Origin of the sequence: Paenibacillus arenosi, assembly GCF_014841135.1 — a bacterium.
Taxonomy (GTDB): domain Bacteria; phylum Bacillota; class Bacilli; order Paenibacillales; family Paenibacillaceae; genus Paenibacillus_B; species Paenibacillus_B arenosi.
In genome coordinates this window covers 1-12374 of record NZ_JACYTN010000045.1, presented here as the reverse complement: position 1 = coordinate 12374, position 12374 = coordinate 1, and the positions used below count along the sequence as shown (strand labels likewise).

The window sequence follows — 12374 nt, the reverse complement described above, 5'->3', positions numbered from 1 at the left end:
GACAAATGGACGACAGGGAAAAAGTACGTAGATCTCAATGCGTACCATACTTGGCGACGTCCTCAAACCAAATAGTAACCATTTTGACGACGAGGAATTTACACATAAATATGGACTTGACCGCCCTTGGCAACTGAGAACTTTCTATTGTGACAAAAGTGCATTTATTTTCGTTACTTTTTCCTGTTTAGGCTCGTTTCCTCTTAAAAACCTGCATATTTGCAGGAATTGTCCTCAATTCTCCATTTTCAGGCTAAAAAAACTGCACTTTTGCAGTTTTTGAGAGATTACAAATTACAAAGTTGTAGACGTGATTCGTAGAGGGGGACGTTAGAGCTAGCTTCTAGTTATTATATAGCTGGTTTACGATGCTCTTGCCTTTTTATGCGCGTACGTATGTACTACCATCTTCATTATTTCTTCATATTTTGCTGAATGTTCAATCATGTCTGTTCGGTATAGTTACCTTCATCAACTTATCGGACAGGAGCGACGTATGATGAACGATTGGCAAGGAAATGCTTCACCTACTAGGGTCAGAAAACGTAATGTTTTACTTGGTTGGATGTTCATTCTAATCGGTGTTCTGTGGATGTTTACTTTGGTGAGCGACCTATTTATAAAAATGATAAGGAACTGTCACCTGTGAGTACATCTATAAATCTACAATGATGCCCACGCTGGGGAGCGGGGAAGGTACATACAGAAGAATGATCAGAAGAATCATGCTCATGCGAAAATAGCCCCTTACGGCGTTTGCACATCAAGTGCAGTTACCGCAAGGGGCTTATGCAATAGGAAGGGGACGAACGCTTTGATCTCAGTCTATGAGACTCTTATGTCTATTGTAGCTGATCCATGTTACAGCAATATGACATCTTGCTATATATTGGATTACAGCTTCGTGATGCGTCCATCTAACTTCGGTGCAACTTCTTTCTTCGCGATGAGGTAGTCCTCAACCACTTCATACAACGTTACGCCTGTGTTAAGTGCTTTTTTGCCTTTGAACATTTCATAGCCGTCACCGCCAGCTACGATAAAGTCATTCGTTGCTACACGATATTGCTTCGCTTCGTCAACTGCTTTACCCGCTACTTTTACGTCTTTCACGCGGCTGCCCTTAGGAGCCTTAGCATCGAAGGAGAAGGACATACCGCTAATTTGCGGGAAGCGTCCGCCGCCAGCTTCTAGATCAGCTACACCATTCTCCATCGCTTGAACAAGCTCTTTACCGGAGATTTCAACGACTGCCATTGTGTTAGGGAATGGAAGTACATCGTACAGGTTACGCTTCGTAATGTCGCCGCTCTTAATCGTTGTACGGATACCGCCACCGTTCGTAATTGCTACGTCAGCTTCGAAGCCTGGGATGGAACGGCTGCGCTCAAGCATAGCGTCAGCGATCATGTTACCCAAGTTAGTTTCTTCTGCGCGAACTTTCGTACGGTCGCCTTCCAACACATTTGGCGTGGAAGCGATCTTCACGTTCAACAATGCATCCGATTCTTTCTTCAAAGCATCAACGCGCTTCGCTGTCTCTTCGTCTGCTTTTGTATTTTTATCATATTCAATCAATCCGCCAGAGAAATGCACGACTTCGTCATTATGGTAGTAAAGGTCTACACGGCCTAGGGATTTGCTGTACTCCCAGTCTTGTACGATGTAAACACCGTTAACAAGCTCAGGCTTGGACAATTTCGTGTGAGAGTGACCACCGATAATAAGGTCTACGCCTTCAATGCTCTTCGCCATCTCACGGTCTGCTTCCAATCCAGAGTGGGACACGATGATTACGTTGTCTGCCAACTCTTGCAGCTTCGGTACCCATTCTTTAGCCGTTTCAACTGTATTTTTAAAAGTAAGGCCTTTTACGTTATCAGGGTGAGTAACGATTGGTGTTTCTTCTGTTACAAGACCAAGGAACGCAATTTTCTTACCTTCGATTTCTTTGATCACGTAAGGCTTCAACAATGGCTTGCCTGCTGCATCAAATACGTTCGCGCCCAATACAGGGAATTCGAACATTTTGGACACTTTCGTCAATTGCTCATGACCGAAGTCGAACTCGTGGTTACCCGCTGTCATCAAATCATAACCTAGTGGGTTCACAAGTGCAGGAACGGATTCACCTTTGGACAAGTTTACATAAATTGTACCTTGGATCATGTCACCTGCATCGATAAGCATTGTGTTCGGGTTCTCCGCACGCATTTCTTTGATCAAGGTAGCCATTTTCGCGTAGCCCATTTCCTTGCCACGCTCGTCTTCAACGACATGACCGTGAACGTCATTCGTATGACCAATTGTCAAATGAACCGTAATTGCTTCACCTACTGCGTTAATGAAAGCTTCACGAGTAACGGTCTCGCCTTCTGCTTTCAATTCAATACCTACTTTTTTTGCAACCGCATTCAAAACTTCTGCAGATACAGGCTTGTGAAGGGATTTCCACTGCTCTGCGTCAACAACGTTAGCTTGCTTCGCCCAAGTAAGGGAACGTGCAGCCCAGCTGCCTTTAACCGCAGGGTCTACTGTTTTTACTGCCGCTTCTTGACCTTGTACACGAGAGAAGATTACAACTGCTTCGATAAGCGTGATCGGACGTTCAAGTGCGAGACCATCTTGTCCACCGCCAACGAATGATTTCTCTTGCATCCAATCGATGTGCTTAATTGGCTCGAATGGAGCTGCAGAGATAGGTCCCGCCATTGCTGCTGTGAGCATAGCAGTTAGAGAAAGTGCAAGTGCAAGTTTTTTGGCAGTCATGGTATGGAATACCCCCTGAATGATGTATGTAATTATGTTCGTTTTGATTGTATCATAGGACCTAGGTAGGAATATAGTCAGGCACTGTAAAATAAGCGTTAAATCTGGATGAAATTTATGAATAAAATTGAAAGCGCTACCAGTTAAGTGAGAAGCGACGGAATTAGTATGGCACGAAACGGTGAATGGAGTATTATTGTAAAATAATGTTCGAAGCAGCATGCCGATTATTGGAGAAGAAAAGGAGGAGCTATGAGACTATTTAAGGCTATATTTGCTGTGTCTATTTGTTTAAATGTACTCTTCCTTGCATTTTCTTATATCAGGTATGACTCGAATGAAGAAGCTCTTAATCATGCCGCAACTATGGTGATGCATGACTTTATTGAATTGGAAAGTGCAATTGATTATCAGATCAAAATGAATTGGGTGGATGAAAGTGTAATCTTAGAAAAGATCGAAGACATTTTAGAAAATCTACATATGATTGAAGTTTATGGGTCTCAATCAGATTTGATAGATAAACAATCGAATAAAGAGCTAATAGCTATAGCGCATGTTCTATCTCGGTATCCTGAATATACGGGCTTCCCGAATGCTCAATTAACTGAAAAAGAAAGAAAAGCATTCATTCAATTGAGAGACAAATTAAGAAGAGCAGGCTTGGGAATGAACATGTCATTTACAGGGGGATGGGACAATTTTCTTGTATTTATGAAAAGAATAATAGAAGAGTGATGGGGGCGTTCGTTACATATAACACGATATACTCTTCAACAATCTGAGGCGAATCTTTATCGGTTTTCCATGAAATTGTACAACATTAACGTTACTGGAATATTGACATCATTTACAAGTATTTGGTAGGATTCAAATATCCACATCTTCTTCTCTAATCCTCAACTTCATTTGGAATCCCCATCTTAGACATTTTAAAATTAACTTCCGTTTAATAATCGCATGTTCAATATGAAGATTTATCCGTAATACATGAAGGAGAAGGTGAGTATGTTGAGCAGTGTCACTTTATCGTTAGGAGAGCTGATTCATAAATACAGAACCAAGTCTAATGTGAGCCTATCTGAACTAGCGAGAATAACTGAAGTGAGTAAAGGTACACTGTCAAAGCTTGAGAATGGGGAAGTCCAGAAGCCCGAATATTATAAGCTGCAAGCTGTTACAGACGCACTTGGTATTGCATTTGAAGAATATATTGGCCTCTATATTCAGGCAGAAAAGAGCGCTAGTGCTGTATTACGAATCTTCTCAGAGGCCATTGATCGGAACTGTCCCTCAAAGATCGTTGTACATATTGCTGAACGTTATCTGGCGGTTGCGAAAGGCGAGAGTCATGAGGTTGTAGCTAAATTCTTTGATATCGCCATTCAAAAAAGTGAACCGGATCTTAAGCTTAAGTTATTGCAATTACTTATTGATTTTTCTCGAAGTCACGGTATTATGCAGTACATTGCAAAAGGACTATTCCAGAAGTATCTCATTGAGCGAAATGATTTCAGTAAACTAAGTAAAACATATCAATCAGGCAGATATTTATTAGATTATGCCGGTTTTTTGAATGAAAAAGAACGAGTGGCGTTGCACTATCGATTAGCAGTCCATGCCTTTAGCTTACAAGAATATAAAGAATCAATTGAATTAAGTGAGTTTGTAATTAAAAATGACAATACTAATAGTGAATATCGTGCGCATGCGATATTTAATGCCTGTAATTCACACTGTCTTTTAAATGAAATGGATCAGTGTAAGTTTTATCTTCAAGAGTATAGTAAATATTCTTTTCCATTTGTCGAGGACAATATACGATTCATGAATGGTTGTATTAGTATTCGTAGTGGAAACCTCGAGTTAGGGATAGTTCAATTGGAGGAATATCTAAGTCAATCTTCTGAATATAATATTGTGTACACTATAATTGTACTTACAGAATTATATTTATCTGAGGGTAGATTCGATGATGTGGAAAGGCTATTTATGTATGAAGAAGCTATGATGAAATCTCTTAATGATTTTCGTGCAACTCCAGAAAAACGAGGTAAACTTGCTTATTTTTATAGACTTAAAGGCGTATGGCTTAAAGAGACAGGTGATCTTAATAAAGCATTAGAATACTATCGGAAGAGTGCAATAGAATATGCCGGTATATCGTATTATAATGAAGCCTTCTATAGTTTATCGTTAATAACGAATTCAACTCTTCAGACCGAAAATAGTCCGAATAGTAAAGCAATTGAGGAGCTGAATCTCGTTTTTAATATACTTAGTTCATAGTATGGAAGGGGACAGTCATATGAAAAAGTTAGTAGCTAAGATTCCACTTCTTGTCATGGCAGTATGTTTATCGATAGGTATAATTCATGCAGATGATGTTATTGTGGCATTCACTGGAGGAGCACCGTGGGATGCAAAAAACTAAGTATTACTTGATTTGTTAATAGCGAGTATATAAAGAAGGTTGATCTTAGGAAGAATGATTGTTCTCCATAAGATCAGCCTTCTTTTGTTTCGGAAAAAATAGTTAGGTGTTTCGTTCGAAAAAATATGGAAATCGTTATCCAAAACCCATGGTAACCTATTCTTAGAGAAGAAGAGGATACGGTGTGGCGCCAACACCAACATGGAATGGGGTTCTATTTCACTATGAACTAAGGTGCTAAATATGACCATAATTGAAGTAATTGAGAAGAAAAGAATTGAGATGATACAGCTTATAAGTGTATGTGCAAGTCTAACGGATAATAGGGTGGTATTAATAAGTCAACAGCTTGACGAATTATTGAATGAATACGCTATGAACAAGCCCAAGTAATTAGTTGTTCCATCTTAACTACGGAGGTGTAGTAGATGAATGAGATTGAACGTATCTTAAATAATTTCAAGCAAGAACAAACCAACATCAAAACTAAAAACTTACATGCAAATCGTCCAATTACATTGTATTCAAACCCGCCAGTTAATGAAGACTATCTCCTCAAGTTTCAAGAAGGTATACAAACGAAGCTTCCATCCGATTATATAGACTTCCTCAAGGTAAATGATGGAGCGGTATTATATCCAGATAACCAAAATACTCAGCTAGATATATTCTCCGTGTATTTACTCGTGTATGAAAAGGACATGCTTCCGATTTCATCATCGCTTTCACTACTTCCGTTTGCCCGCTATGAGACGACTACATTTTATATGGATTTATCCAAGCTGCAATTAAGAAAATACATTGTGTTTAGCTCTTCTACAGGTCGTCATTACGACGCGCATATGTGTTTTAAAGATTGGCTGCAAACCATCCTGTCGAACCCAAAGTACTTCAATTCTTATGCAAGTAAGGTTTTTCATGCACATACCGTCCCTTATTACGCCAGCATTCAAGAGCTTGTAGAGGTATCCCGAGCATTTAAAATAAATATCTAGTATTGTGTTTCAAACGATAGGCAGTGAGAGCGTTATGTGTAAATAGATGAACAGCAAAAGGAAGACCTATTCCTGTAGAATTGAGTTACCACACAACAATTCACTGAGAAGAGGTCTTCCTTATAAGTGTTCTGATGACAACCTGAAGTCCTTTGTCATTCATAATAGATTAAAATCTCATAAAACTTGGAAGGTGAGAGGGTTGAATAGTGCCGCTTTTTCATTGGGAGATTTAGTTCGTACATACAGAATGAAGTCTGAAATGACCTTGTCGGAACTAGCTAACACGACAGGTGTAAGCAAAGGGACGCTATCTAAACTTGAAAATGGAGAAGTAAAGAAACCAGACTATCAAAAGTTACAAGCTGTCATGCAAGTATTGAGCATTCCATATGAAGATTACATCGGATTGTATGTTCAAGGGGAGAAGAGCGCTTTATCTCTGTGGACAATACTTGAGGAAGCTATAGAACGTAAATGTATTTCAACAACTATATCTAGAATTGCGGAGCGTTATTTAACTATAGCTAAAGGCGAGAGTTATGATGCAGTTGGAGAGTTGTATCAATTTACAATGAAGCAAGATGAAGAGTCCGTGAAACTAGAGTTGTTAGATTTGATTATCAATTACTCTCGTAGCCATGGGATTGCTACTTATCTTGCAAAAGCTTTAGTTCAAAAGTATAAAATTGAAAGAAATGATTTTACAAAATTATATGAAACGTATCGATTTGGCAGGAATATATTAGACTACAAGGATTTCTTACTTTCGGAGGAAAAAACGCTGTTGTTCTATATGCTAGCTGTTCATGCCTATAGTTTATCAGAATTTAATGATTCTCTTGAGTTCAGTAAGTATATTATTAAGAATGCTGGTCCTGAAAATAAATACTATGCACATACACTATTTAATATATGTACTACTTATTATTATTTAAATGAACTCGAAAAGAGTAGGGATTATCTCCATAAGTTTAGTAAGTTTCAAGATGCATTTTCTCAAGATAATATTAAGTATATGATCGGTTGCATAAATACTTCGAGTGGGAACGTTGATCTTGGAATGAAGCAATTAGAGTCGTATTTAGAGAATCCATCTGAATATAATATCGTTCATGCTGTTGTAGCTCTTATGGATATTTATATGTCTAGATTAGATGTTGAGTCTGCGGAAAAACTATTTACATATGAAACTCTTATGGAAAAATCTATAATTGATCCCCGTACAGCCCCAATTAAGCGTGCTCATCTTGCGCATTATTACAAGCTTAAAGGAGATATCTTATTGCACAATAATGATCCGGAGGCTGCTTTAGAATGCTTCGCCAAGTCCACGATAGAGTACAAAAATATCTCAGCCCATGATAAAGCATATAATTGGCTATGTGTTTAATAATGAGGGGCCCGAGTACTTGTTACTCGGGTTTTGTTTCGATAAAAAAAAATAAAATTCAATTATTCAAAACCCTAGGTAAGGTTAGGTTGTCTCCAGAGAGAGTAAGGATAATAACGACGAAAGATGTCTGAATTAGTTCGTTTATAGGAGTGTTGTAGTTGAATGAGATTGAACGTATCTTAAATAATTTCAGGCAGGAGCAAACCAACATTACAAATCAAAACTTACATGCAAAGCGTCCAATCACATTGTATTCAAATCCGCCTGTTAATGAAGAATATCTCCTCAAGTTTCAAGAAGGCATACGAGCAAAGCTCCCATCCGATTATATAGACTTCCTCAAGATAAATGATGGAGCGGTATTATACCCAGATAACAAAAATACTCAGCTAGATATATTCTCCGTGTATTTACTCGCGTATGAAAAGGATATGCTTCCATCTTCGTCATCACTTTCGTTACTTCCATTTGCCCGCTATCAGACGACTACATTTTATATGGATTTATCCAATCTGCAATTAAGAAAATACATTGTGTTTAGCTCTTCTGCAGGTCGTTATTACGACGCGCATATGTGTTTTAAAGATTGGCTGCAAACCATCCTGTCGAACCCAAAGTATTTTAATTCTTATGCCGCTCATACTGTCCCTTATTACGCCAGCATTCACGAACTTATAGAAGTATCAAGAACGTTAAAAATAAACACCTAGTTCTGTGTGCAAGTGTTAGGGGTTTGTTATTCCTATATGTGTAAATTTATATATGTTTTTGACTAAAATGATTACTCATCAAACAAAGAAATGCAGGAGTGCGAGAAAGGGGTGATAGTGGCTACTATAAGGTTTTATTTTACACGACAAAGAGAAAAACAACAAAGATAATACTCAGCGGACAGAAAAAATGAGAGCAGTTAAAAAGCCATTTTTAGATATTTTTTGTCTTAGTCTAACTGTCCTAAGCCTTTCAGCAATGGTTAAGACAGAGGTAAGAATAAGACATACAGGAACTGCTCAGCAAGGATAGGTTGCAGTTATCATGCAACAAATAGATTGAAAATAAATTAAAGAAGAATGAACTACAAATGAATGAATAAGTTAAAAAAGGAGATGTAAATTAGTATGAAAAAATTTTTATTAATTATGCTCTGTTTCTTTATCTTTAGTTCGACGCAGGTTTTTGCAAGTAGTTCATCTTTGAATGGAAATATGACAGACTATGAAAGATATAAACAGCTTGGTTTTAGTGATCAAGAAATTAGTGATATGACTGATGAAGTAAAGAGCAGGTTAGAAGGTATGAATGGTGTTCTAGTAGAATCAAAAGAAAGGTATTATCGGGTAACTGAGACCGTAATGAATGCTTTTGACGAAAAGGCACTTGTTTCTCCAACGAGTGTCGAAATAACCAAGGAGCAAGCTTACAAAGAGCTTGCGGAAGATTTGGCTAATCCAATTAGTGTTATGAGTGGCTGGGGCTCTGATCAAACCAGTACATCGTGGATGAAGATGACTACATCATATTCATCTTTAGGGGGTGGTCGGTATTACATTAAAAATTCTTTTGATTGGCTGAAGAAACCGATGTGGACATTAACTGATGTCGTTGCGCTTACTTATAGTGGTTCAGCTACTTTTGAAGGTGGATCTGATTTTGCAGTTTACAATTATGATGTTTATAATTCACGGAATCAATTCCAAGAGACGAAGACTGCATCGCAATTTGGAACGCCACATAGAAATCGTCATGGGTTAGCATTCGAAATAGATTTAATTGGTGACTGGGCTACTCCTTTCGCTCAACATAAAAATCATAGAGGCTATGTTTCAGCAACAATTGGAAAAACTAATGCATTTGATCTAAGAGCCGGAATTTTTGGGCATTACTCTCATGCACAAGTAGAACTATTATCAACACTGATTATTAATATTAAAGGTGGCGGTGATCTTGAGGTGAAAAACTCAATCTCAATGGATCACATGCCTGTCACTGCCATAACTATCGAATATTAATTAGTAATGACTGTAAATCAACTGCTGCGGTATAGTACCGTGGTAGTTGATTTAATTAATTTGAAAAGAGGTTATTATGAAAAAAACTTTACTACTATTACTTTTTCTTCTAACAGTAGGGTGTAGTGAGCATCAAACTATTGATGAGAGCGATCTTACACTATTCTTGAAAAACGAAAATTTTTCACCAACACTCACCGTGAAATATGATGATGGCTATCATCTTATTCGTGAAAATGAAAATGGAGTAATTATATATTTTCTTGAAGGAAAAGCAGGAGGTAAATTTATATACTCACGTAACGCTTCTTCGATTCATAAGTCTGGAATATATATAGGTGGGTTTAAGGCAGGCAGTTTTACTATGTACGTAAGTAATACGAAGTTGGAAAGTCAAACAGATTATTTCAAAGTTATATTTGAAGATGGATCTGAGAAAGTAGTTAAATTCAAAGAAGGTAATAAAGTTTATAGAATTTTTGATGCTAGAGTTAAAAATTTAGAAAATGTTATTGCGTTCTATAATGAAAACGGAGAACAAATTTTTAAATACTGAGTATGTGAAGTCAGTAAAAACAGCATTTCTATTTGTAAGCGGAGAAACATTTTTCACCTACTTCTGAAAATCAATAATTTTGATAAGGTACATGTATTTTGATCCGACTGCGCATACATACCACTCTTTAGGGTAATCCATTGATCATTATTGGTGTCTCCTTTCTCCGATGTACCAATGTGTGACGTAGTTGAAGATATACCTTTTTCAAATATTGCATTTATCCAAATCAGATCAAAGACTAGACAAGCGATTAGTAACGTTCTTTTCATATGCACTCTCCTTAACTAACGTAGTTCATCCAGGTTTCGCAGGATTACATCATTAGGTACTTTTAGTTTCTTTCTTTGTTCAGCATAGCTAGTTTCATGTAAAGGGCCGTATTTCTTTTTATTGTTTAGGTCGAGTATGTAAAAGTTAGTCCTGCTGTCATCCAGAATCATCATGTGTTCGTTCGTAGCATTAGGATCTAGCTTCAAACCCACTTGTTTCGCTACGATATAATCCTCATTCCAACCAACCTGTACTACCTTTGTTCCAACGACAGGAGAGCCGAAAATATCATCCGCTTCCTGTAGGGAAATAATAACCCTGTTCGGCTCAGTTCTAAGAACGGAATAACCTCCTGATAGTTTAATCTCAAAATCACTGATTCCCGGGCCAATGCAGCCTTGGAGTATGCTGAAAGTAACTAAAAACATCAACAAATATAACAATTTCATTCGTATACATCTTTGTGTCTTTATAACCACGCGGTACCTCCATACCATTCACTGCTCTATTGATATTCACTTAAAAAAGTAGCATAAGTTTCGTGGTACGACGAGAATAGAATGTAACTAATTACAGATATAGAACGTTTAGGAATCGTAAGATGTACTTCATTCTAGAAAGGGTGTTTATTTTGATTAAGAAAATACTCATTTCTGCATGGTTAATTGTCAGTTCAACAACTGCTATGGCGCATGCTTCAGGAGCTCCGAATAAGCTTTAAGCTGGAAATACGAGCGGAAATCTAAACAACGAAGGAATATATGCAAGCCAGGGTGAGTGGATTTATTATCGCAGCTTTTCCGATGAAGGCGGGCTATATAAAAAGTTAAAAAAGATGGTACGGATAAAACGGAAATTTCGGATGGATGGCCGTCGTATCTTAATGTCACCCCGCAGTAGATGACTTTTTCTTATTGAAATGAAGTCACTATGAAAAAATAATTTTAAGGTGGTCTGTAAATGAATATAGACAAATTATATAGAGCCTATCTTGCATTAAAAGTACCAAATCCATTTACTTTAGATGATATCGATAAGAGATTAAAAGAACGCTATAAAGCAAAAGAGGTTGATGTTAATTGTTTTGCTGACCTTGCTAAAGATCCGTGTGCTAATTTTAAGGATGCAGTAAAAGCATATAAGTTTCGTGACAAAGCAGTTATTGAGGAAATATTTAAATTTAATGATGAAACCGGTGCCTTTCTCGGACGGAACTATTTAAAAAACAATCTAATTATTGAATCAAAAGATGGCACCTATATGTCAGCGGCAACCTGTCAGGGCGGATCAGGATTACTAATGTGTGAGTTGCGAGTGTTTGGTGGTATTGAGAAAGAGCAACAAGTTGTAGGGAATCAAGATTTTGAATACTACTTAAAATGCTTATATTTGGCGGGATATATTCAATTTGAAAATGACTCTTATTATGAAGTTGCTTGCCAACGTATGCGTATGAATCGGGATAAAAGTAAAATAGATATTTTCTAGAAATACCCCCTGTATATCGACTGCTTTATCCAGTGAAGGCCAATCTAATAACCCGCAAGAGATTTCGGGATTTTTTGAAATGACACAAAACTAAAAATAGTTGAGGTAATGACAAAATGAAAAATAAGTTTATTATCATAACGATTATTATTATTTTTGTTATTTCGATATATCAGTTTTTTGGAGAAAACAATCAAAACTATATAAAGGTATCGGGAGAGCAAGTCTCAACGATAATAGAAAATGAAAAGATAACCCTTCTAAGTAGCGTTGAAATTTTAAGTGATGATATTCCTATTACTATAATTTCCTATAGAACGAATGATGAAATTTGGATCGGCTACACTTAGTTGGACAATAAAAATAAGGGCTAGTAGAATGAAGAGAATAATACTAGGAGCGGATCTACTATGCCAAAACAAAGACGTACATTTACAGCAGAATTCAAAAGACA

General features: G+C 37.2%; 12 protein-coding genes and 1 pseudogene. 11 read left to right on the top strand and 2 right to left on the bottom strand.

Annotated features, from left to right (window positions below; all coding sequences use genetic code 11):
* Positions 1-894 precede the first annotated feature (894 nt).
* Positions 895-2769, bottom strand: coding sequence for a bifunctional metallophosphatase/5'-nucleotidase (locus IFO66_RS23455; RefSeq protein WP_192027438.1), 1875 nt, complete (start codon positions 2767-2769; stop codon positions 895-897).
* 252 nt (positions 2770-3021) lie between these two features.
* Here IFO66_RS23455 and IFO66_RS23450 point away from each other — a divergent pair, with 252 nt between their 5' ends.
* The 9 genes from IFO66_RS23450 (at position 3022) to IFO66_RS23415 (ending at position 10159) form a co-directional block, all read left to right on the top strand.
* The gene (locus IFO66_RS23450; RefSeq protein ID WP_192027437.1) at positions 3022-3507 is read left to right on the top strand and encodes a hypothetical protein; all 486 of its coding nucleotides are present in this window, start codon (positions 3022-3024) and stop codon (positions 3505-3507) included.
* Positions 3508-3777: 270 nt separating this feature from the next.
* Positions 3778-5058 (top strand): helix-turn-helix domain-containing protein, encoded by a 1281-nt coding sequence (locus IFO66_RS23445; protein WP_192027436.1) that lies wholly within the window; start codon positions 3778-3780, stop codon positions 5056-5058.
* A gap of 19 nt (positions 5059-5077) precedes the next feature.
* Positions 5078-5203: a hypothetical protein gene (locus IFO66_RS24165; RefSeq protein WP_273015786.1), complete on the top strand. Its 126-nt coding sequence runs from the start codon at positions 5078-5080 to the stop codon at positions 5201-5203.
* 243 nt (positions 5204-5446) lie between these two features.
* Complete coding sequence (locus tag IFO66_RS24455) at positions 5447-5596, top strand: aspartyl-phosphate phosphatase Spo0E family protein (RefSeq protein ID WP_192027435.1); 150 nt, start codon at positions 5447-5449, stop codon at positions 5594-5596.
* Positions 5597-5631: 35 nt separating this feature from the next.
* On the top strand, positions 5632-6198 hold the full coding sequence (locus IFO66_RS23435) for an SMI1/KNR4 family protein (protein WP_192027434.1): 567 nt from the start codon (positions 5632-5634) through the stop codon (positions 6196-6198).
* Positions 6199-6400: 202 nt separating this feature from the next.
* On the top strand, positions 6401-7591 hold the full coding sequence (locus tag IFO66_RS23430) for a helix-turn-helix domain-containing protein (protein WP_192027433.1): 1191 nt from the start codon (positions 6401-6403) through the stop codon (positions 7589-7591).
* A 161-nt stretch (positions 7592-7752) separates the two neighbouring features.
* Positions 7753-8304: an SMI1/KNR4 family protein gene (locus tag IFO66_RS23425; protein WP_192027432.1), complete on the top strand. Its 552-nt coding sequence runs from the start codon at positions 7753-7755 to the stop codon at positions 8302-8304.
* 408 nt (positions 8305-8712) lie between these two features.
* The gene (locus tag IFO66_RS23420) at positions 8713-9603 is read left to right on the top strand and encodes a hypothetical protein (RefSeq protein ID WP_192027431.1); all 891 of its coding nucleotides are present in this window, start codon (positions 8713-8715) and stop codon (positions 9601-9603) included.
* A gap of 76 nt (positions 9604-9679) precedes the next feature.
* The gene (locus IFO66_RS23415) at positions 9680-10159 is read left to right on the top strand and encodes a hypothetical protein (protein WP_192027430.1); all 480 of its coding nucleotides are present in this window, start codon (positions 9680-9682) and stop codon (positions 10157-10159) included.
* 287 nt (positions 10160-10446) lie between these two features.
* Here the strand turns inward: IFO66_RS23415 and IFO66_RS23410 are convergent, their stop codons facing one another.
* Complete coding sequence (locus IFO66_RS23410) at positions 10447-10881, bottom strand: DUF3997 domain-containing protein (RefSeq protein ID WP_192027429.1); 435 nt, start codon at positions 10879-10881, stop codon at positions 10447-10449.
* Between the two features lie 290 nt (positions 10882-11171).
* On the opposite strand from IFO66_RS23410, the pseudogene IFO66_RS24450 reads away from it, so the two are divergent.
* Both IFO66_RS24450 and IFO66_RS23400 read left to right on the top strand, forming a co-directional pair.
* Positions 11172-11336: pseudogene (locus IFO66_RS24450) on the top strand (hypothetical protein); the annotation flags it as partial.
* 56 nt (positions 11337-11392) lie between these two features.
* Positions 11393-11920, top strand: a complete 528-nt coding sequence (locus tag IFO66_RS23400) for a pyruvate kinase (protein ID WP_192027428.1) — start codon at positions 11393-11395, stop codon at positions 11918-11920.
* The last annotated feature ends 454 nt before the right edge of the window (positions 11921-12374 follow it).